Annotated in this window: 18 protein-coding genes; 1 reads left to right on the plus strand and 17 read right to left on the minus strand. The window is 72.1% G+C overall.

The window, feature by feature from the left end:
• From ABD151_RS08205 to ABD151_RS08235, 7 genes are all read right to left on the minus strand, one after another.
• Nucleotides 1-264: aminotransferase class I/II-fold pyridoxal phosphate-dependent enzyme (locus ABD151_RS08205; RefSeq protein ID WP_343993390.1), on the minus strand; the 264-nt coding region annotated here is incomplete at its 3' end.
• Nucleotides 265-331: 67 nt separating this feature from the next.
• On the minus strand, nucleotides 332-1888 hold the full coding sequence (locus ABD151_RS08210) for a glycosyltransferase family protein (RefSeq protein WP_343993165.1): 1557 nt from the start codon (nucleotides 1886-1888) through the stop codon (nucleotides 332-334).
• Nucleotides 1885-3057 carry a hypothetical protein gene (locus ABD151_RS08215; protein WP_343993167.1) on the minus strand — a complete coding sequence of 391 codons (1173 nt, stop codon included), beginning with the start codon at nucleotides 3055-3057 and terminating at the stop codon, nucleotides 1885-1887. The genes ABD151_RS08210 and ABD151_RS08215 overlap by 4 nt, the downstream gene beginning before the upstream one ends.
• Complete coding sequence (locus tag ABD151_RS08220; protein ID WP_343993169.1) at nucleotides 3054-3593, minus strand: hypothetical protein; 540 nt, start codon at nucleotides 3591-3593, stop codon at nucleotides 3054-3056. Before ABD151_RS08220 ends, ABD151_RS08215 begins: the two co-directional genes overlap by 4 nt.
• Before the next feature lie 3 nt (nucleotides 3594-3596).
• A complete protein-coding gene (locus ABD151_RS08225) occupies nucleotides 3597-4928 on the minus strand; it encodes a glycosyltransferase family protein (protein WP_343993170.1) in 1332 nt (443 codons plus the stop codon).
• Nucleotides 4929-4953: 25 nt separating this feature from the next.
• A complete protein-coding gene (locus tag ABD151_RS08230) occupies nucleotides 4954-7053 on the minus strand; it encodes an acyltransferase family protein (protein WP_343993172.1) in 2100 nt (699 codons plus the stop codon).
• Nucleotide 7054: 1 nt separating this feature from the next.
• Nucleotides 7055-10576, minus strand: a complete 3522-nt coding sequence (locus ABD151_RS08235; RefSeq protein WP_343993174.1) for a bifunctional glycosyltransferase/CDP-glycerol:glycerophosphate glycerophosphotransferase — start codon at nucleotides 10574-10576, stop codon at nucleotides 7055-7057.
• A 106-nt stretch (nucleotides 10577-10682) separates the two neighbouring features.
• On the opposite strand from ABD151_RS08235, the gene rfbA reads away from it, so the two are divergent.
• Nucleotides 10683-11552: a glucose-1-phosphate thymidylyltransferase RfbA gene (gene rfbA, locus ABD151_RS08240; protein ID WP_343993176.1), complete on the plus strand. Its 870-nt coding sequence runs from the start codon at nucleotides 10683-10685 to the stop codon at nucleotides 11550-11552.
• Here the strand turns inward: rfbA and ABD151_RS08245 are convergent.
• The 10 genes from ABD151_RS08245 to ftsH form a co-directional block, all read right to left on the minus strand.
• Complete coding sequence (locus ABD151_RS08245) at nucleotides 11500-12924, minus strand: sugar nucleotide-binding protein (protein ID WP_343993178.1); 1425 nt, start codon at nucleotides 12922-12924, stop codon at nucleotides 11500-11502. The genes rfbA and ABD151_RS08245 overlap by 53 nt on opposite strands.
• Nucleotides 12924-13922 (minus strand): dTDP-glucose 4,6-dehydratase, encoded by a 999-nt coding sequence (gene rfbB / locus ABD151_RS08250; RefSeq protein ID WP_343993181.1) that lies wholly within the window; start codon nucleotides 13920-13922, stop codon nucleotides 12924-12926. The genes ABD151_RS08245 and rfbB overlap by 1 nt, the downstream gene beginning before the upstream one ends.
• A gap of 67 nt (nucleotides 13923-13989) precedes the next feature.
• A complete protein-coding gene (locus tag ABD151_RS08255) occupies nucleotides 13990-16215 on the minus strand; it encodes a CDP-glycerol glycerophosphotransferase family protein (protein ID WP_343993183.1) in 2226 nt (741 codons plus the stop codon).
• 1 nt (nucleotide 16216) lies between these two features.
• The gene (locus ABD151_RS08260; protein ID WP_343993185.1) at nucleotides 16217-16804 is read right to left on the minus strand and encodes a hypothetical protein; all 588 of its coding nucleotides are present in this window, start codon (nucleotides 16802-16804) and stop codon (nucleotides 16217-16219) included.
• A gap of 111 nt (nucleotides 16805-16915) precedes the next feature.
• Nucleotides 16916-17392, minus strand: coding sequence for a DUF3180 family protein (locus tag ABD151_RS08265; RefSeq protein ID WP_343993187.1), 477 nt, complete (start codon nucleotides 17390-17392; stop codon nucleotides 16916-16918).
• A gap of 10 nt (nucleotides 17393-17402) precedes the next feature.
• Nucleotides 17403-17972: a 2-amino-4-hydroxy-6-hydroxymethyldihydropteridine diphosphokinase gene (gene folK, locus ABD151_RS08270; protein WP_343993189.1), complete on the minus strand. Its 570-nt coding sequence runs from the start codon at nucleotides 17970-17972 to the stop codon at nucleotides 17403-17405.
• Complete coding sequence (folB, locus tag ABD151_RS08275) at nucleotides 17969-18340, minus strand: dihydroneopterin aldolase (RefSeq protein ID WP_343993191.1); 372 nt, start codon at nucleotides 18338-18340, stop codon at nucleotides 17969-17971. The genes folK and folB overlap by 4 nt, the downstream gene beginning before the upstream one ends.
• A complete protein-coding gene (gene folP, locus ABD151_RS08280; protein WP_343993193.1) occupies nucleotides 18337-19194 on the minus strand; it encodes a dihydropteroate synthase in 858 nt (285 codons plus the stop codon). The genes folB and folP overlap by 4 nt, the downstream gene beginning before the upstream one ends.
• Nucleotide 19195: 1 nt before the next feature.
• Complete coding sequence (gene folE, locus ABD151_RS08285) at nucleotides 19196-19807, minus strand: GTP cyclohydrolase I FolE (protein WP_343993195.1); 612 nt, start codon at nucleotides 19805-19807, stop codon at nucleotides 19196-19198.
• Nucleotides 19804-21813: ATP-dependent zinc metalloprotease FtsH (gene ftsH / locus ABD151_RS08290; protein ID WP_343993197.1), on the minus strand; the 2010-nt coding region annotated here is incomplete at its 5' end. The genes folE and ftsH, both read right to left, overlap by 4 nt.

Here is a 21813-nt window from a genome sequence, read left to right on the forward strand (position 1 = left end):
CGGGTCGAGGTTGTAGGTGTCGGCGTCGATGTCGGCGAAGACCGGCTCCGCACCCACCAGGCGCACCGCGTTGGCGGTGGCGGCGAAGGAGAACGACGGCACGATGACCTCGTCGCCGGGGCCGAGCCCGAGCGCGAGCAGCGTCATGTGCAGCGCCGAGGTGCCGGAGTTGACGGCGACGCAGTGCTCCGAGCCGGAGACCGCGCTGAACTCCTCCTCGAAGGCCTTCACCTCCGGGCCCTGGACGACCATGCCGGAGCGCATCACCCGGACGACAGCCTCGATGTCGCTCTCGTCGATGACCGGCCGGGCAGCCGGAATGGGCGTGTTGTCACTCACCTTGGTCGTCCTCTCCTCGTGTTTCGAGCGGGTTGATCGTCTCAGACGGCGCGCCCGGGCCGTGCATCCATGCCGCAATCACCGCCGCGGAGTAGCGGCCGTCGTGCACCCGCTCCGCGAACTCGGCGCCCTGGGCGCCGACCTGCCGGCACCGCTCGGGGTCGGCCACCAACCTCCGGATCACCTGCTCCAGGGTGTCGGGGTCGGCCTCGACGATGGGCAGCTCGAGTCCGGTGCGCTCCCGGACATGGCGGCGCACGTCCTCGTGGACCCTGCTGACCACCACCCGTCCGGCCGCCATCGCCTCGCAGGCAGCGGTGCCGTAGTCGGCCGCGCCGAACTGCTCGACGACCAGATCCGCGGCCTGGTAGATCCCCGGCATCTCGGCGAACGGCACGCCCTGGATCCGGCGGTACTCGACGACGCCCTCGTCGTGCAGGCGTTGCAGCACCGGGTCGATCAGGTGCGAGCCCTTCTGCACGTTGCTCGGGGCGTGGGCCACCACCGGCAGGCGGCCGGTGCACAGCGGCTGCTCGGTGCGCCACATCGCGACGTCGACCACGACCGGGGCCCAGATGCCGTCCGGCAGGAACGCGCGCAGGCCGGGGGTGGAGACGAAGACCGGGCCGTCGAAGGCGAGGTACTGCTCCAGGTTGCGCCGCGCGTTGTGCTCCATCACCGCCAGCGGCTCGGGTGCGAAGGCCCCGTAGGAGTGCCACCGCTCTCGCTCGGCATGGATCGACGGCACTCGCACGTCCGAGCCGTGCGAGAGCATCGCGACCTGCAGCCCGGCGCGGCGCAGCTCGTCGACCTGCTGGAACCCGGTGACGCTGCGGGTGGGCAGGATCGCCCGGTTCGCCTCGAGCAGCACGTGGGTGAAGGAGCCGGTGACCCACTCCCGCCAGGCGGCGCGCCAGGCGGGGTTGCTGTGCAGGGTCGGGAATCCGAGCGTCAGATCGGAGGGGAACGGGTTGTCCAGCGTGCCGAAGCGCACGTTGCGGGCCACGGTCCGTGGGTCGAGGCGCTCCACAGCGCGCGCCCAGGCATGGCCCTGCCCGGCGAAGTTCGCCGGGCCGATCAGCAGCCGGGTGTCGGCGTCCGGGACGACGGGCAGAGGCTCGTCCTCAGGAGCTGGGCGCCGCTCGTCCAGCACCCCGGCCCGGACCAGGTCGCGGCGCGCGGTCGGGTGCACGACGGGGACCGGGGCGATGGCCAGCAGTGGCGCGAGGAGCCGGCAGTCGGCCTCGCGCGGGACCAGCACCGCGTCCGCGCCGGCTGCCCAGTCAGCGAGCGGGCCGCCTGCCGCACACGCCTCACGCAACCTGTCGGCGGGCGAGGTCGGGCGCGGTCGGGTCAGCAGCCGCTTGAGGCCGGTGGCCGGCGGTGGAGCCAGCAGCGTGTCGTAGCGGTCGGCGTCGACCTGCGCGGGCGAGTCGTCGGCCGAGGAGACCAGGTGCAGCCAGACGTCGTCATGGCGCAGTGCGGCGCGCAGCCGCCTCACCCGCTTCGGCGTCCACGCCTTGCTGGAGATCGCCAGCATCCGCTTCATGCCATCGCCTCCGCGAGCAGCGCGCCGACGGCGTCGCCCCAGGCGCCGGCCACCACGGCGGCGACGGCAGCGTGGTCCGGTCGGTGCCGCGGCGGCGGCGCGGCCAGCACCCGCGCGATCAGGTCGGCCTGTGCCGGGACGGCGACGACGCCCGGCTGGGCGGCGGCGGCGAGCGCCGCATGGTCCGGCCGGGCCACCAGCAGCACCGGGGTCCCGGCCGCGAGCGCAGTGGTCGCGCCCTGGGGCAGCCCCTGGCGATCGCCCAGCAGCGCCACCACCAGCGAGGCCGCAGCCAACGCCTGATCGTCGTTCCCGCCTGTGCGTCGCACCCCGAGCGGCGCCGCCTCGTCGAGCAGGGAGCGCTGCGAGCGGTCGAGTGGCTCGGCGCCCCACCAGAGGAGCTCCTGGTCGCCGGTGCGCGCCAGCTGCCAGGCGTCGACGAGCTCGCCGAGCGGAGCACTGCCGGGGACTCCCCCGAGCACCGTCACCACACCGGGGCTCGCGGCCTCGGTGGGCGCGAGGGCGGCAGGGGCCTCGCTGGCCGAGAGCCCCAGGGCCAGCACCCGCGCCTGCGGGTGCTGCACCGCCCACTCCTCGATGGCGTCGGTCGGCACCAGCACGGCGGACGCCGCGGCGACGACCTCGCGCTCCACCTCGGTCACCGGGCCGAGCACCGAGCCGAGTCCGCGCCGAAGACCCGGCGGCCGCACGCACTGCGGCTCCAGGACGAACGGGATGCCGTGCTCGGCGGCAACCGCGCGGACGGCGTCGGCGATGCTCCAGACCGCGGTGGCGACGTAGAGCAGGTCCGGGCGCTGCTGCGCCACCCGATCGGCGATCGCCGTGCGGACCTGGTCGGTCCACTGCGGCTCCCACAGCCCGGCGTCGTCGGGACCGACCGCCTCGCGCCAACCGCTGGGGTCGGCCACCCGCTGCGGCGGCCAGGCCCGCAGATCGGGCCGGTCCACCCGCGCCTGCACGACGACGGTTCCGGCGTCAGTCGCGGCGCCCTCCGGGCCTCGGCCCTCGACGATCGTGACGATCCGCTGGGTCCAGCCGCGTTCGGCGAACGCCGCGGCCAGCTCCGCCGTGCCGCCGGCCGGCTGCGTGTCCGCCTCGGCGAAGCGCACGATCAGCACGTCCTGGGGCAGCGTGGTGGGGTCGGTCACTGGCCGAGGCCACCCCTCTGGCGTGCCTCCGCCACCGCCTGGGAGCCGGCTGCCAGGCCGAAGAGCACCTGCGGGGTCTCCGCCTGCTGGGCCATCTGCCAGGCGGCACGACAGGCCCCAGGGTCGAGGGCGATCACGATGTCGGCGCGGGAGAACTGCCGTGCGATCTGCGGCAGGGTCGCGCATTGCGCCGCGAACCGGGCGGAGACCAGATCGGGGTCGAGCTCACGCGGCTTGCGCGAGCGCCAGTCGTCGAAGGCACGCCCGATCCGTGCCTCAAGGGCGCGGGGGATTCGCCTTCCGCCGAGGATGTGCGCCTCCCGGCCGCTCGTCACGGCCGCGGACCACGGCAAGGCTCCCCACCTACGGCTGCGCGGCAGCAGGATCACGGATGCCGCCGGCATCGGCCGGCCCGCGAAGCTGGCGGGCATGGCGACCAGCCTCAGGTCGCCCTTCGCCACCCCGAGCTCGCTGCGCCACGAACGCACCGTGCGTGCCGAGAGCTTCGGCCGGGTGGTGAGGATCAGTACGCGCATCTCTCAGTCCTTGCCGGTGATCAGGGTGAAGAGCCGGTCGAACCTGGGGCCCAGGATCCGGCTGCGCTCATAGGCCTGCGCGTGGCTGGTGGCCGCCTCCAGGGAGGGCAGCGTCGCCTGGCGCACGGCCTCTGCGGCCGCCACCAAGGCGTCCGCGATGTCGGCAGGCTCCAGGCTTGCCGCCGGGAACCACCCCGGGTAGTCGGCCAGGACCCGGGAGGCGTCGATGGAGGGATCGTGGACCGAGACGATCGGCAGGCCGCTGGCCATGTACTCGTAGACCTTGCCCGAGGTGAGGTAGCGACCACTGCCGATGATCAGCAGCAACACGTCGAAGCCGGCGTAGACGTCACGGACCTGACCCTTGGGCAGCGGGCCCAGGTAGCGCGCACCGCTCTCGTCGGCATCGGCGAACAGAGCACTCAGTCCGCGATGCGGGGTGCCGTAGAACCCGAGGTAGCCGTAGAAGTCTGCGGCGGCCTCGCCAGGGGCCAGCCGATCAGCGGCGATCGCCCAGGCGTCCACGAACTCCTGCATCGGCATGTAGGGGGTCATCGTGCCGATGTAGCCGAACCTGACGGGGCCGTTCTCCTGCGCTGCTCGCCGTGGCGCCGGCAGCGGAGAGAAGTCCGGATCGAACCCGTTGGGCACAGCCAGGATCTTCTCCGCGTGCTCGGGGTAGCGCTGCCGATGCCAGTCGGCGATCGGCTCGTTGACGAACCACGTCTCCACCGAGTCGCTGACCAGCCGGAGCTCGATCTCCGCGACCCGCGGATCGTCGGTGTTGGCCTCGCACTCGTTGTACATGTCGAGGGTCCAGGTATCGCGATGGTCGTAGACGAAGGGCACACCGAACCGCTCATGCAGGACCAGTGCCGGGACCAGGTCGACGTTCGGGTTCGCGGTGCCGATCACCAGATCGACCGGCCGCTGGGCGTGGATCGCCAACGCGGCCTCCTCCAGCGGCTTCGCCCAGTGCCCGTAGCTGGTCTCCGGGAAGTCGCGGCGATCCTCCTCCTGACGCCGCAGCAGCCAAGCAACCGGCTGCTGGGCCCGAGCCTCGGGCCAGCGCCGGATGTCGACCTCCTTGGCCGGCCAGTCGAACGGCAGCCGGACGACCTCGATCGCCGGGTGGACGGCGGCCTCCAGGGAGGGGTCGACGCCGGTGAAGCGCTCGAACGCCTCGCGCTCACAAGTCAGCACGGTGACATCGAATCCAGCCTCCACGAGGCCGTTCGCGCTCGCCAGCGCCCGATAGACACCGCCGCCTCGCGAGGGCGGGAATCCCCACGCAACATAGAGCGCGTGCGGGCGGTCGTGGATCTGGCGGCTCACGCGCAGAGCCTAGATCATCGCCTACTCAGCCCACCGAGCCGCCAGGGCCGCGCAACGCGTCCGGCAGCTGCGGCTCGATGAACGGCACCAACGCCTCGGCGTACTCCTTGCTGAGGTGGGAGTAGTCGCGGTAGACGATCACCGAGCCGACCACGGGGTAGCACCAGCGGTCGTCGCAGAACTGGTCCCGCAGCGTGATCGGGACGACGCCCTGCGGCTTCAGACGGGAGGCGGCCCTCGTGATCACCATGTTCTTGGGCAGTGCCTTGCGCACCGGCACCGCGCAGTCCATCGCATCGCTCGACTCGACCAGGCAGGTCGGCACGTTGTCGCCCTGGGTGCGAGGCACGTCGCCGAAGGCCAGCACGTCGCGCCCCGCGTCCAGCCAAGCGCCCCACAGCGCGTCGAAGCCCTCGCTTGCCGGGTCGGACATCGGCAGGTCGTCGGGCGCCTCGAAGGTGTAGGCGCTCGAGTACGAGGCGACGAAGACCGAGCCGACCTGAGGATCGTCGATGATCTCGTCGCGCACCTTGCGGATCCACTCCCCGCAGGCCGGTGCCCAGCTCGCGTCGGTCTCGCCCTCGAGCACACGGCGCGCGAGCGTGGGCGGGCAGGAGGTCTTCGCATACGTCCGGACCGTCCAGCCGTGCTCCTTGCCCAGCGCGTCCAGGGCGGGCATCCAAGAGGTGGCGTGCGAGTCGCCGACCAGGGCGACCGTGCGGGTGGCCTCCTCGGGGGCGGCGCCCAGGTCGCAGGAGACCAGCTCGGAGCCGGCGAAGGAGGCCTGGCAGCCGGGGTAGGCGACGTCGCTGTTCTGCTTGGCGACCTGGACCGGTCCAGGTCGCGGCTTGCCGCCGAGCACCGACTCGCAGCCGTTCGCCGGGTCCAGGGCACCCGGGCCCACGCAGCTGCGGGTGTCGGTCGGCAACGCACGCGCCGGGCCGTCGTCCGGGATCAGTGCGACCAGGGCGGAGCTGCAGGCGATCACCACCGCCATCGCCATCGCCGCGAAGCCGAGCGAGGCGCCGGTCGGGCGCAGCAGCCGCCCGACGCGGAGCGGGTCCTCTACGAGCTTGGTGGTGGCCCAGGCCAGCAGCAGCGAGGCCAGCAGGATGCCGACGCCGATCGGGGTGCTCATCGCCCGGTCCAGCGCGAACGGCGTGACCACGATCAGCGGCCAGTGCCACAGGTAGGTCGAGTAGGAGATGGTGCCCACGAAGACGCTCGGGCGCCACGACAGCCACTGCGGGCCCCACCGGGTCGGCGAGGCGCCACCGGCGAGCACTGCCACGGTGCCCAGCACGGGGACCAGTGCGATCCAGCCGGGGAAGGCGGAGGCGCCGTCGTAGACCAGCGACGACCAGCCGATCGCCAACAGACCGCACCAGGCCAGCAGCGCGCCGAGACGCGCCGGCACCAGGCCGCGGTGCCAGATCAGGCCGAGCAGGCCGCCGAGGGCGAACTCCCAGACCCGGGTCGGAGTCACGAAGTAGGCCACCGCCTGGTCCTCGGCGGTCTGCCGGATCGACCACCACAGGGAGAGCACGGTGATCAGCACCAGGCCCCCACCGATCAGCCGGCGCACCGGCAGCGCCCGACCGCCCCGGGCGAAGAGCCTCCCGAGCAGCAGCAGGAACGCGATCACCAGCGGCCAGACCAGGTAGAACTGCTCCTCGACCGAGAGCGACCAGTAGTGCTGGGCGACCGTCGCCTCCGCGTTCAGCGCGGAGTAGTCGACGGCGTCGGCGGCGAGCTTCCAGTTCAGCACGTAGAGCGCGCTCGCCCCGACCTGCTCGGCGGTGCGCTCCCACACCGTCTGCGGCAGCCAGGCCCAGACCGCGAGTAGGGAGAGCACCAGCACCAGCAGGGAGGCGGGCAGCAGCCGGCGCGCCCGGCGCGCCCAGAACCGCCACAGCCGGACCCGGCCCTGACGCTCGACGTCCTCGGCGAGGTGCCGGGTGATCAGGTAGCCGGAGACGACGAAGAAGACGTCGACGCCGACGAAGCCGCCGGAGAGCCGGTTCGGCCACAGGTGGTAGACGACGACCAGGAGCACGGCGACCGCGCGCAGCCCTTGGATGTCGGGACGGAAGTCGCTCCGGGTCCCGCTGGACGGCTCGCTCACCTCAGGCGTCACCACGGGGTGCGATCACGGCGTCGACGAACCGCTGGGCGGCGTGGCCGTCCTCCAGGTCGAGGAACTCCGCCCGGAACTTCTCGTAGGCACCGGCGTGGTCGGCGACCACCGCATCGAGGTGGCGCAGGTGGTGCACCACCTCCTCGGTGGTGGAGACCAGCGGCCCCGGAGCGGTCGGCTCGAAGTCGAAGAGCCAGCCCCGCGAGTCGACATAGCGCTGCAGGTCCGGCACCAGGAAGATCATCGGCTTGCCGGTGACGGCGAAGTCGAAGCGCAGCGAGGAGTAGTCGGCGATGCAGACGTCGGCCGCCAGGTAGAGGTCGGCGACCTCCGGGTAGTCGGTGACGTCGATCATCCCGTCCATGCTGCCGGTGCGCTGCCCGGTCCGCGCGTTGAAGGCGTGGCCGCGCAGCAGCACGACGGTGTCCTCGCCGAGCTCGCGCCGGATCGTCTCGAAGTCGAGGAAGTCCGACATCGCGGCCTCGTTGTTGTTGCGCGCGAGGTAGTCGCGGAACGTGGGGGCGTAGAGCACGGCGCGCTGGCCGGGGCGCAGGCCCAGCGAGGCGCGGGTCGCCTCGCGGACCTGGTCGCGGTCCGCGGCGAAGAGCACGTCGTTGCGCGGGTAGCCGATCTCCAGCACCGGGCCGTCGTACCCGAAGTCGCGGGTCAGCAGCGGGGTCGCGTAGCGGGCCGGCGAGACCAGGTAGTCCCACTCCGCAGAGCGCCGCCCGTAGGAGTCGATCAGCGACTGGGCGAAGTGCTGGTGGCGCCAGTGCGGCAGCCCCATCTGCTTGAACGGGTAGCCGTGGAACGTCTGCACCAGCACCTGGCCCTCGGGCTTGTGGTGGTAGGTGGGCTGGTACATGTTGTCGACGTAGTAGGTCACCGAGCCGAGCAGGTCGAACCACTCGGGCGTGTTGACCACCACCGGCCGGCCGCCCTCGGGCACCGGCGTCGCGTGGTCCTGCACCGCCCAGTAGACCGGAAGATCGGAGCCCCGCCGGGCCAGCTCGGCCTGGATCGCGACGCCGTTGTCGGTCGCCTTCTCCCCGAAGTAGGAGCGGAACAGGATGCCGCGGTTGCTGGCGCTCCCGCGCCTGCCCTCGGCGGCCCGGACCAGTGCGGCCTGGCTCTGCCGGGTGCTGCCGGCGCCGGTCGGCCGGTTGATCTGCACCTCGAGCGCGTCGCGGGCGCCACGGCCCACGGAGCCGCGCAGCGCCTGGTCGGTGAGGTTGATCGGCAGCCGCTCGAGCAGGCTCTGCGCATTGGCGACCGGCACTTCGCGCCACTCGCCCGCGATCTCGACCTCGACCTGGATCGCGTGGCTGCCCACCGGAAGCGGCAGGTCGCCGAAGCGGAAGACCTCGTGGCTCAGCGGAACGTCGAGCCGGAACGCGGTGTCGGCCACCTCGGCGGCGTGGCTGCGGGTCCGGGTGTGCGCGCTGAGCAGCGTCGCCCGGATCCGGGTGACGCCGGCACCGAAGGCTCGGCCCGACAAGGTCAGCGTGCCGGAGCCGGTGCTCACCACATCGGCGAACTCGACGCCGCGCAACTGATCCAGGACACCCAGCACGAGACGGCGGTCCCGGTCCAGGCGCAGCCCGGCGCTCGCCTGGTCGCCGACCGCGTCGTCGTGGCTGAGCAGCGGCTCGCCGTTCCCCGTGCGCAGCGCCCACCGCCGGCTCGGCGCGCTCTCGCTCAGCTGCGGAGGCACCGGCAGGGTGATCTCGAAGCGCCCGTCGCCCGCCACCCGCTCGCGGACGACGAACGTGTCGACCGCGGCCTCGATCGTCTCCACCAGTTCCGCACCGGCACCGGCGAGGCGCCCGCTCAGCACCCGGCCGTCCAGCCGGGGCTGCTCGACGTGCACGGTGCCGGGCAGTCGGCGCAGGGTCACCGGGTGGCCGGCACGCGCGGCGAGCCCGAGCCGGCTGCCGTCGGCGAGCAGGACGGCCGGCGGCACGCCCAACGGCCCGCGGCGGAAGACCTTGGTGACCAGGTCGTCCACGACATGGCCGCCGACCCGTACCCGCAGCCTCAGCTGCCAGTCGCCGTCGGCGACCTGCGCCAGCGGGATCCGGGCGGTGAACCGGCCCGGCCGGTAGTCGCACCAGTCGTCCACGTCCGGCGGCAGCAGGTCGTGACGCTGGCAGAAGTCGGGGTCGGGGGTGGTCGCCACGGCCAGCTCGCGGCCGTCGTCGCCGACCAGGACCAGCTCGACCTGCTGCTCGTTGCGGGCGAGGTCGACCTTCAGCACGTAGGCCCAGCCGGCCACCTGGAGCTCGTCGCCGACCTGGCGCAGCTCGTCGAGCCGATGCCCGACCTGCATCTGCTCGGGCCGGACCAGGAAGAGGTCCGGGTCGAGCGCCGGGTCGTCGCGGAACGGAAGCTTGAGGTCGATGCCGGACGGCGTCAGGTCGGCGTCGAAGAGGATCACCCGCTGATGGGCGTCACGGCGCGCGAACTCCTGGACCTCGGCCCGGCGGTCCTGGCGCACCAGCTCCAGCAGCACCCGGCTGCGGGCCGGCGCCTGCGCCCAGACCACCGCCGGCGCCTTGTCGGTCAGCTCGACGACGACGGCGCGCAGGATGCCCCAGTACTCGTCGTCCACCGTGCCGTCGCTGGTCACGTACCAGATGAAGTGCGCATCGAAGAGGGTCTGGAACCAGGCCTGCTTGACCGCCTCGGGCTGCTCGCGCAGGGCGACCTCGGTCTCGCGCCACGCCGAGACCCGGTCGCGCAGGTCCTTGACGGTGCTGGTCTGCTGCGAGATCGACGAGCCGTCGTCACGCGCCCGGTAGCGGTAGACGACGCTCGGCAGCACGTCCACGGCGTCCGCCGCCAGCAGCAGCTGGGTGACGATCGGCTGGTCCTCGTAGGAGACGCCCTCACGGAACCAGAGCCCCTGGGCCTCGAAGAAGTCGCGCCGGTACAGCTTGTTCCAGGTGTAGAGGTTGCGCAGCAGCGGCAGGTTCCGCTCCACCCGCACCCCGCGCAGCGGCACCTTGTGCACCTCGCGCACCCAGGAGGCCCGCCAGCGCCGGGCGGCGGTGAACCGTTCGACGGCGCCCACCACGATCTGCGAGCCGCTCTCCTGCGCCGAGGCCAGGAGCTCGCGCAGCGCGCCGGGGGCGAGCAGGTCGTCGGAGTCGACGAAGGTCAGGTAGCGCCCGCGCGCGGCGCGGACCCCGGTGTTGCGCGCGGCACCGAGGCCGGCGTTGGCCTGGGTGATCAGCCGGAACCGGTGATCGTGGCTCGCGAAGCGCTCCGCGATGGCCCGTGAGCCGTCCGGGGAGCCATCGTCCACGAGGATCACCTCGATGTTCGCGACGCCGCCGTCGCGGACGCTGTCGAGGCACTCCTCGAGGTACGCCTCCACGTTGTAGAACGGGATGATCACCGAGATCTCGGGGGTGACCAGACGGCGTCCGGCGCGGGTACGCAGCGTGAAACGCCGGCCACGAGCTGCTGTCGTGACCACGGTGTGGCGGAGCCGAGAGGTCACAGACATGCGCGAAATCATGCCATGTGCCGCCAGCGGGCCAGGCGCTGGCCGAGGAGCGAGCGGGTTGCGGCATTCGCCCCTACGTGGCCGCCCTCATCCCTAGACTCGCGCCATGCGAGGCATCATCCTGGCCGGCGGGACCGGTTCGCGGTTGCACCCGATCACCCTCGGCGTGAGCAAGCAGCTGCTGCCGCTCTACGACAAGCCGATGGTCTACTACCCGCTCTCCACCCTGATGCTGGCGGGGATCCGGGACATCCTGGTGGTCTCCACCCCGCACGAGTCGGACTTCTTCCGGCGCCTGCTCGGCGACGGCAGCCAGTTCGGGATCGACCTGAGCTACGCCACCCAGCCCAGCCCGGACGGGATCGCCCAGGCGTTCCTGATCGGCGAGGAGCACATCGGCGACGACCACTGCGCGCTGATCCTCGGGGACAACCTCTTCCACGGCGCCAGCCTCGGCACCCGGCTCAACCGGTTCTCCGACCTCGACGGCGCCGCCGTCTTCGGGTACCGGGTCGCCGACCCCACCGCCTACGGCGTGGTCGAGTTCGACGACGACGGGATCGCCATCTCCCTGGAGGAGAAGCCGACCGCGCCGCGCAGCCCGTACGCGGTGCCCGGCCTCTACTTCTACGACAACTCCGTCGTGGCCCGCGCCCGCAAGCTGCAGCCCTCGGCCCGCGGCGAGCTGGAGATCACCGACCTCAACCGCAGCTACCTGGAGGAGGGGCGCCTGCACGTCGAGGTGCTCCCCCGCGGCTCGGCATGGCTGGACACCGGGACCTTCGACGACCTCAACGAGGCCGGCAACTACGTGCGCGCGATCGAGGCCCGTCAGGGCACCAAGATCGGCTGCCCCGAGGAGATCGGCTGGCGGCTGGGCTACATCGACGACGCGCTGCTGACCGAGCGCGCCGAGGCCCAGCTCAAGAGCGGCTACGGCCGGTACCTGCTGTCGCTGCTGGCCGAAGGTCGCTGACGAAGGCGCGCAGCGCCTCGCGCTGGTCCTGCGGCGCGAAGCCGGTGGCCCGCAGCCTGGCCAGGTCCAGCGTGCTGTGCGCAGGCCGCCGGGCCATCGCCCGGCCCACCGCGTACTCCGCGGTGCTGATCGTGGCGACGTCGCCCGGGTCCCGCCCCAGCAGGTCGAAGACGACGGCGGCGATCTGCGCCCAGCTCATCGGCTCACCGGCGTTGCTCACGTTGTAGGTGCCGTGCTCGGCGCCGGCGTTGAGCAGGTGCACGGTGGCGCGTGCCAGCTCGTCGGCGAAGGTCAGCCGCCCGACCTGGTCGCCGACCACCTGCGGGCGGACGCCGTCGCGCGCGAGCCGGGCCATGGTGGCCACGAAGTTCGCCCCGTCGCCGACCACCCAGGAGGTGCGCAGCAGGTAGTGCCGCGCAGCCCCCGCCACGGCCAGGTCCCCGGCCGCCTTCGCCGCGCCGTAGACGCCCAGCGGGGCGAACGGCTCCTGCTCGTCGTGGAGCGCCCGCTCGCCGTCGAAGACGTAGTCGCTGGAGTAGTGCACCAGGGTGAACCCGTGCTCGCCGGCCAGCGTGGCCAGGCGTGCGGGCAGGTGCGCGTTGGCCGCCCAGCAGGCCGCCGCGCCGTCCACCGTCTCGGCCGCGTCGACCGCGGTGTAGGCGGCGGCGTTGATCACCACGTCGTGACGGCGCCAGTCGATGCCGGCCAACACCTCGGCCTCACCCAGGTCGCCGTCGGCGCGGGTGAACCGCACGGCGTCCGGGAGCAGGGCGCTCAGCGCGCGGCCGAGCTGTCCGTCGGCGCCCAGGATCAGGGTCGAGCGGGTGGGGATCGGGGTGACCTCGGCCAGAGCCGGGTTCTCGCTGCGGTCCTTGGCCGAGATCTCGCACTCCGCGAGCGGGATCGGCCAGGCGATGCCCAGGCTCGGGTCGGCGAGGTCGAGCGCCGGGTAGGCGCCCGCACGCCAGTGGTCGTTGACCAGGTAGACGTAGGCCGTCGCGTCCTCGAGCGTCTGGTAGGAGTTGCCGACGCCGCGAGGGACGAAGACCGCCCGGTCCGGGCCGATCTCGGTGGTGAAGACGGTGCCGAAGGTCTCGCCGGCGCGCATGTCGACCCAGGCTGCGAAGACCCGTCCGGTGGCGACCGAGACCAGCTTGTCCCAGGGCTCGGTGTGGATGCCGCGGGCGACGCCGCGCCGGGTGTTGAAGGAGACGTTCTGCTGGACCGGACCGAAGTCGGGCAGGCCCAGGGCGAGCATCTTCTCCCGGTTCCAGCTCTCCTTGAACCAGCCGCGTCCGTCCTCGTGCACCGGCAGATCGACGATCAGCAGGCCGGGGATCGGCGTCTCGGTCAGGGTGAGCGCCTGCGCCATCACTGCCCCCGCGCCGCGTAGGCGGCCTCGGTGGCGGCCTTCAGCGGGCCCCACCACTGTTGGTTCGCCCGGTACCAGTCGACGGTGCGGGCCAGTCCCTCGGCGAAGTCGCCGTGTTGCGGGCGCCAGCCCAGCTCGGTGCGCAGCTTGGTGGCGTCGATCGCGTAGCGCAGGTCGTGTCCGGCCCGGTCCACGACGTGGTCGAAGTCGTCCTCGGCACGACCGAAGTGCGCCAGCAGGGCGCGGACGACGTCGAGGTTGTTCCGCTCGCCGTCGGCCCCGATCAGGTAGGTCTCCCCGATCCGGCCCTCGTTGAGGATCTGCCACACCGCGGCGGAGTGGTCATCCACATGGATCCAGTCGCGGACGTTCTGCCCGGCCCCGTACAGGCGCGGCCGGCGCCCTTCGATCAGGTTGGTGATCTGCCGCGGGATGAACTTCTCCACGTGCTGCCAGGGCCCGTAGTTGTTGGAGCAGTTGGAGAGCGTCGCCTGGACCCCGAAGCTGCGCACCCACGCACGGACCAGGTGGTCGGAGGCGGCCTTGGAGGCCGAGTACGGGCTGCTGGGACGGTAGGCGGTCTCCTCGGTGAAGCGCTCCGGGTCGTCGAGCTCGAGGTCGCCGTAGACCTCGTCGGTGGAGACGTGGTGGAACCGGGTGCCCGCTGCGCGCACCGCCTCCAGCAGGGCGAAGGTGCCCAGGATGTTGGTGGCGATGAACGGCTCCGGGTCGCGCAGCGAGTTGTCGTTGTGCGACTCGGCGGCGAAGTGGACGACTGCGTCGTGCTCGCCGACCAGCCGCTCGACCAGCGCACGATCCGCGACGTCGCCGACGACGAGCTCCAGACGGTCGCCGAGCAGCGGGGTCAGCGCGTCCTTGTTCGCGGCATAGGTCAGCTTGTCGAGAACGGTCACCCGGGCATCGGTGTGCGTGAGCAGGTGATGCACGAAGTTCGAGCCGATGAAGCCGGCACCACCGGTGACCAACAGTCTCCTCATGCCGCAGACCCTAGACGGTCCGCGCCCCGGCGGCGCCGGAAACTCCACGACTCCGCTCCGGGCTGGTTCAGCCCTGCGCCAGGACCTCGTCGATCGCGTCCACCACGCGAGCCGCGGCGCCGCCGTCATGGAAGGCGTTGAAGCGCTCGTTGAACGCCGCGATCAGCGGTGCGCTGCGCTCCCGCAGGCCGGGCAGGTCGCGCAGCTCGGCGATCACCTCGGCGGTGGTGTTCAGCAGCGGGCCGGGCGCGCTCTCCTCGAACGGGTAGAGGAAGCCGCGGGCGCCGTCGGCGTAGTCGGCCAGGTCGGGCACCAGGAAGAGCATCGGCTTGCCGGTGATCGCGACGTCGAAGCGCAGCGAGGAGTAGTCGAGCACCGCCACGTCCGCGGCCAGGATCAGGTCGTTGATCTCCGGGTACTCGGTGACGTCGATGACGCCGGGGCGATCGACGCCGGCGGCGTTGAACCGGTGGCCGCGCTGGAGCACCACGAACCCCTCGCCCAGCTCCTCGATCAGCCGGGCCGTGTCGAGGTGGTCGGCGAGCGCCGCGGAGCGGAAGTCGGTGGCGGCGTCGTCGCGCCAGGTGGGCGCATTGAGCACGGCGATCTGCTGCTCGCCGATGCCCAGGCGGCGCCGCGCCTCGGCCCGGCGCGGCTCGGTGTCGACGACGAGCGCATCGTTGCGCGGGTAGCCCTGGTTGAGGATCGTGCCGCGCACGTCGTACTGCTCGCGGTAGTGCCGGTCCATCGACGGGTGCGGCGTGAGCAGCAGGTCCCAGGTCCGCGAGGTGTGGTCGAGCTGGTACTCGATCTTGCGCGGCGAGAAGTTCTTCGACTCCCACAGCACCTTGCCCATCGACTTCGACGGGTATCCGTGGAAGGTCTGCAGCAGGGTCTGGCCGGGGCGCGGCACGAAGTTGCGCTGGACCTCCACGTTGGTCACCACCAGGCGGGCGCTCGCCCAGGCCTCGTGCCAGGCCCGGCTGTGCGCGATCAACGGCTCCGCACCCTCCGGCACCGGCACCGAGTGGTCGGTGATCGCCCAGCTGAGCCGCAGGTCGGGACGCCGGCGGCGCAGCTCCGCGAAGATCGCGGCCGGGCTGTCGGTGATCCCGCGCCCGGCGTAGGCCGAGAAGAGCACGTGGTCGGCTGCGATCGGCGGCTCGAGGCGCTGCAGCTGCTGCTGGCGGTAGCGGCCGCGCTCGTCCTCGGTCAGGGGCGGCAGCAGCCGGACCTTGAGCAGCCCCTTCTCCGCGACCAGCTCGATCAGCTGCTCGGTCGTGCTCAGCGTGGCGGGCAGGGTGCCGGCGAGCTCCTCGGCCACCGGCACGTCGCGGCCCAGCGGGAGCGGGCCGGCAGGTCGCGGCCGCGCGGGGAGGCCGAACGGCTCGTGCCACAGCGGCAGCACGACGTCCGCGCCGTCGATCACCAGCTCCCGGCCCTCGACCCGGACGCCGGTCGCGGCCCTGGGCCCGGCCGGCTTGGGCAGCCGGGCCAGCACCCGCTGGTGGGCGAGGCGGGCGGTGCGGACGACGCCGTCCAGCTCGACGCGGACCTCCAGGTCGGCCTGCTGGCCGAGGTCGAGGGAGAGCTTCAGCGAGCCCGCGTCGTGGCTCTGGAAGCGGCGTGCGCTGAACCGGGTGGCGGCCGGGTCGCCCTGGGTGGTGAAGGCGACCGGCTCCCCCGCCCGGGTGAGGGTGAAGCGCGGCGGGGTGCTCGCGAAGTCGACCACCCGGACCACGGCGATCAGCTCGATCTCGGCCTGCTCGCCGACCCGGCGGCAGCGCCTGATCCGCAGCTCCAGCGGCGACTGCTCGGGGTGCAGCTCCAGCAGCGCCTCGGGGGCCTCGGCCGGCAGCAGCGGGCCGTAGTCGGCCAGGATCCGGCCGTCGTGGATCCGGGTCGCCACGTTGTCGCCGACGAAGGCGCGCTCCACCACGAAGTCGGCGAGTGCGGCGCGGCGTCCGGTAGCAGCCAGCCAGGCGCGGGCCCGGTCGTCGACGGCGACCTGGCCGGCGTCGGCGTCACGCAGCCGCGCCAGCGCCCGCGCGAGCAGCGAACCGAGTGCCGCGAAGTCGGCCTCGGCAGCCTGCTCGGCGTCGATCAGGAAGGGGCGTGCCTCACTCAGCAGCGCCACCGGCGAGAGCCGGCGGGCCCGGGGCAGCCAGGTGGGCAGCAGGTGGGCGACGGCCGGCGTCTCACCGAACCGGTCGACGGCGGCGAGCCGGTCCGGGCTCAGCGGCGACCGGGAGCCGCGTCGCGACCAGGCCCTGAGCCGCGCCCGCAGGGACACCTCAGGCGCGCTGGCGGGTCTGCTCGGTGGCGACCGCCTGCCAGGCGTCGAGCTCGGCACGAAGGACGTCGAGCTCCTGCTCCAGCTCGGCCACCCGGACGATCGCCTCGGCGGCGCGCTCGTCGGCGTCGTCGGCACGACGCGTCTCGTCGGTGATCGCCGCCTCGGCGCGGGCCGCACGACGGGCCTCGGCGCCGAGCTTGAGCGTGGTCTCCGCGACCTTGCGCTGGGTACGGGCCAGCTCACCCTCGAGGTCGCCGATCAGCTGCTGGCGCTCGGCGATCCGCTCGGTCATCGCCCGGGCGAAGGCCTGGTTCTCGGCGACCCGGACGGCCTCCATCTCGCGGTAGGCCTGGGCCTGCTCGGCGCGATCGCGGGCGGCCTCCTGGCGGGAGGTCAGCAGCTCGGAGTGCATGATCTTGGTGGAGGCGGCCCCCAGCACCAGCGCCACCACGGCAGCGCCCAGCACCACGCCGAGCGATCCGCTCATCGCGGCGCCGGCGACCGCAAGGGCGGCGACCACGAGAAGGGCGACAGCAACCGTGATCCGGGTGCTCCGCTGACGACGGCGAGCGTTGGTGGTGGCCATGGCATCAGCCTAGGCGAGGAACAAGCCGGTTCTGGGACGCGACGCGCGAGTCGCAGGTCACGCTCAATGTGACCTCAGCGCTCGCTTTAGGTCGCCGGACGCGCGCTGAGGTCACATTGAGGGTTCGGCGTCGTCGTCCTCGCGGACCCGGCAGCAGCGTTCGAGCCAGATCGCGGCGAGCAGGATCAGCAGACCGGCCAGCGAGCCCAGCCCGGAGCGCAGGATCCGCTCCCCGACCAGCGCCGACTCGCTGCCGATCCAGGTCAGCGCGTAGCCGCCGTAGCCGCCGCCGACCACCGCGCCGACCAGGATGCAGGCCTTGGCCAGCACCAGCCGGTTGACGGCGCGGTTCGGCGCCAGCGCCAGCGGCCGGGAGACCAGGCGCCGGGTCTGCCAGGCGACCGCCGCCAGGAAGAGGGCGACGAAGTAGAGCACGCCCACCTGGACCCAGGTGACCAGCGGCGGGACCTCGCCCAGCCACTGGGCGACCGGCCGGAGCGACCAGCCGCCGACCAGGCCGATCACTGCGGCCGCGACGACCGGGCCCGGATGGGTCGGTCGTACGTGGCCGAGCTCGGCCCGGCTCACCCGTTGCCCATCAGTGGATCTCGAGGGAGAGGTCGTCGCGCAGCTTGAGGCCGGACTGGTCCAGGCCCTCCAACAGGTCCGCGATCGGGCCCGAGTCGACCAGGACGGCGTCCGGCTCCAGGTCGTGCCACGGACGCAGCACGAAGGCGCGCTCACCGGCACGCGGGTGCGGCAGGCGCAGGTTCTCGTCGTTGGCACGGCGGTCGCCGACCACGATCAGGTCCACGTCGAGGGTGCGCGGCGCGTTGGCGGTGCCGTCGCGCTCGCGCCCGAAGGCGTCCTCCACCGCGAGGGCCCGGTCGAGCAGGGTGGCCGCGGAGAGGGTGCTGTCGATGAGGACGACGGCGTTCAGGAAGTTGTCGGCGCCCTCGGGGCAGCCGACCGGCTCGGTCTCGTAGACCGGCGAGACGGAGGTGACCCAGACGTCGGGGGTGTCAGCAAGGGCGTCGACCGCACCTTGAAGACTCGCCAACCGCTCGCCCAAGTTGGATCCGATGGCCAGGACGCAGCGCCGGATCGGACGCATCTCACCGGTGAGGGTGTCGGCGTCGATGATGTGGGGGTTGGGTGTCTCAGTCATGGCGAAGTCGTCCTTTTCCGAGTGATCGTCAGCGCGACATCCGAGAAAGTCGCGTCAATGGGCGCATCCGGTTTGTGCAGGGTGACCCGGGTCCATTCAACACGAGGGTCCAACAGGCACACATCGGCAACCCGTTGGGCCACCTTCTCGATGAGGTCCACCGGATCGTTCTCCACAGCCGCCTTCACGGCGGCCACCAAGGTCCCGTAGTCGACCGTGTCGGCGAGGTCGTCACTGGCTGCCGCGGGGCGGGTGTCGAGGCCCAGCGTCAGGTCGACGACGAAGATCTGGCCCTCGCGCCGCTCGAACTCGAAGACGCCGTGGTGCCCGTAGCACTCGACGCCGACGATGCTCAGCTCATCGGTCATGACGGGGTTCCGTCCTTCCAGGAGGTGACCACCGCGAGCGCGTCGCGGCAGGCTCGGACATCGTGCACGCGCAGGCCCCAGACGCCGCGGAGCGCGAGCAGCGCGATCAGGGCGGTGTGCGCGGCCTCGCGCTCGCCGACCGGGCGTGGCCCGGCGTCGTCGGCGAGCAGGTGGCCGAGGAACGACTTGCGGCTGGCACCGATCAGGATCGGCAGGCCCTGGACGGCGACCTCCTCGAAGGCACCGGCCAGCTGCCAGTTCTGCTCCGGGGTCTTGGAGAAGCCCAGCCCGGGGTCGAGGATCAGCCGTGACGCCTCGACGCCGCGCGCCAGGGCCGCCTCCACCCGGGCGGCGAGCTCGGCCCGCACGCCGGCCAGCACGCCGCCGTCGTAGTGGGTGAGCTGCTGCATCTGGTCGCTGTGCGCGCGCCAGTGCATCAGCACGTAGGCGGCGTCGCTGGCCGCGACCACGTCCAGGATCCGCGGGTCGGCCAGGCCGCCGGAGACGTCGTTGACGACCAGGGCGCCGGCAGCCACCGCCGCCTCGGCCACCTCGGAGCGCATCGTGTCGACCGAGACCGTCGCGCCGGCGTCGGCGAGCGCGGTGATCACCGGGACGACGCGGTCCAGCTCCTCGCCGACCAGCGGCCGGGTGGCGCCCGGACGGGTCGACTCGCCGCCGACGTCGATCAGGTCGGCGCCGCGCTCCAGCAGCACCAGCCCGTGCGCGATCGCCGCGTCGGTGGCCAGGAAGCGACCGCCGTCGGAGAACGAGTCCGGGGTCACGTTGACCACGCCCATCACCTGCGGGCGTCCGAGATCCGCGGCGACCAGGCTGGAGGCTCGCGAGCTCATGTCAGCGGCTGCTGTGGATCAGCGCCATGGCCTCGCTGCGGGTGGCGGGGTTGTGCATGATCCCGCGCACCGCGGAGGTGATGGTGCGCGCGCCGGCCTTGCGCACCCCGCGCATGGTCATGCACAGGTGCTCGGCCTCGATCACCACGATCACCCCGCGAGCCTCGAGGATCTCCACGAGTGCGTCGGCCACCTGGGTGGTCAGCCGCTCCTGCACCTGCGGGCGCTTGGCGAAGACGTCGACCAGCCGGGCCAGCTTGGACAGGCCGGTGATCTTGCCGGTCTCGGCCGGGATGTAGCCGACGTGGGCGACGCCGGTGAACGGCACCAGGTGGTGCTCGCACATCGACCAGAGCTCGATGTCGCGGACCAGCACCATCTCGTCGTGACCGATGTCGAAGGTGGTGGTGAGGACGTCCTCAGGCGCCATCCGCAGACCGGAGGTCACCTCGGCGTAGGCGCGGGCGACCCGGGCCGGCGTCTCGCGCAGGCCTTCGCGGTCCGGGTCCTCGCCGATGGCGTAGAGGAGCTCGCGGACCGCGGCCTCGGCACGGTCATGGTCGAACTGGGGCACGTCCTGCGGTCCTACCTCGTAGCTGATCGGGTTGGTCATGCCGGGCCTGCGGTGTCGCTCGACGGGTCGCCGTGCAGGTCGCCGCCGGGGCCGGGTGGGGTGATCACGGTGCCGCCCTCGACCTCGCCGTTGCTGACGTTCGCCTTCGCGGAGGCGGGCACCGCGACCGGAGGGATGGACGACGGGACCCGGGTCGGCGAGCCGGTCCAGGCCGGGCGCACTGGACGGCGGCGCAGCGGCACGAAGACCTCGGCCACCTGGGCCTTGTCCAGGGTCTCCTTCTCCATCAGGGCGACCACGAGCGCGTCGAGCACGTCGCGGTTCTCCTCGAGGATGTCGAAGGCCTCCTGGTGGGCGGTGCCGAGCAGCTTCTTGACCTCTTCGTCGACCGCGGCTGCGGTCTCCTCGGAGTAGTTGCGCTGGTGGCCCATGTCGCGGCCCAGGAAGGGCTCGGAGTTGCTGTCGCCCAGCTTCACCGCGCCCAGGCGCTCGGTCATGCCGTACTGGGTGACCATCGCGCGGGCCAGGTTGGTGGCCTTCTCGATGTCATTGCCGGCACCGCTGGTGACGTCGTGGAAGATCAGCGCCTCGGCGGCCATGCCACCGAGCATGTAGGCGAGCTTGTCGAGCATCTCGCTACGGGTCTGGGAGTACTTGTCCTCGTCCGGCAGCACCATGGTGTAGCCCAGCGCGCGACCGCGCGGCAGGATCGTCACCTTGTGCACCGGGTCGGTGCCCGGCAGGGCCGCCGCGACCAGGGCGTGGCCGCCCTCGTGGTAGGCGGTCATCAGCTTCTCCTGCTCGCTCATCAGGCGAGTGCGGCGCTGCGGACCGGCGATCACGCGGTCGATCGCCTCGTCGAGGGAGGCGTTGTCGATCTGCTTGCCACCCTGGCGGGCGGTGAGCAGCGCGGCCTCGTTGAGCACGTTCGCGAGGTCGGCACCGGTGAAGCCGGGGGTGCGACGGGCCACGCTCATCAGGTCGATGTCGGGTGCGATCGGCTTGCCGCGCGAGTGCACCTTGAGGATCTGGTGACGGCCCTTGAGGTCGGGGGCGTCGACCTGGATCTGGCGGTCGAAGCGGCCCGGGCGCAGCAGCGCCGGGTCGAGCACGTCGGGACGGTTGGTCGCGGCGATCAGGATGACGCCGCCGCGCACGTCGAAGCCGTCCATCTCGACCAGCAGCTGGTTGAGGGTCTGCTCGCGCTCGTCGTGACCGCCGCCCATGCCGGCGCCACGGTGCCGGCCGACGGCGTCGATCTCGTCGATGAAGACGATCGCGGGGGCGTTCTCCTTCGCCTGCTCGAACAGGTCGCGCACGCGGGAGGCGCCGACGCCGACGAACATCTCCACGAAGTCGGAGCCGGAGATCGAGTAGAACGGCACGCCGGCCTCACCGGCCACCGCGCGGGCGAGCAGCGTCTTGCCGGTTCCGGGCGGGCCGTAGAGCAGCACGCCCTTGGGGATCTTGGCGCCGACGGCCTGGAACTTGGCAGGCTCCTGCAGGAACTCCTTGATCTCGCCGAGCTCCTCGATCGCCTCCTCGCAGCCGGCGACGTCGGCGAAGGTGTTCTTCGGCATGTCCTTGCTGATCAGCTTCGCCTTGGACTTGGCGAACTGCATCACCCGGCCGCCGCCGCCCTGGACGCTGTTCATCAGGAAGATGAAGAGCAGGATGATCAGCGCGAAGGGCAGCAGGGTGGCCAGCAGCTGGCCGAGGAAGCTGGGCCGCGGGTTCTCCGAGTTCGACTTCTCGATGGTGCCCTTCTCGACCTGCTCACGCACCTGGCGGATCAGGTCGTTCTGCTGACCGCTGACCCAGTGCGTGGAGATCTTCTTGCCGCCATCGCGGTCGACGTCGTCGTCCAGGGTGGCCTGGATCTCCTGGTCGTTGTCGATGAAGGTGATGTCCTTGACCTGACCGGTGGAGATGTAGTTCTCCATCTCGGAGGTCTCGACCTCGTCCCACCCGCCTCCGGGCGCGAGGAACTGCAAGGCGAGCAGCACGCCCACCACTGCCAGGACGATCCAGAGCCACGGACCCTT

The organism is Nocardioides dubius, from assembly GCF_039528155.1.
GTDB lineage: Bacteria > Actinomycetota > Actinomycetes > Propionibacteriales > Nocardioidaceae > Nocardioides > Nocardioides dubius.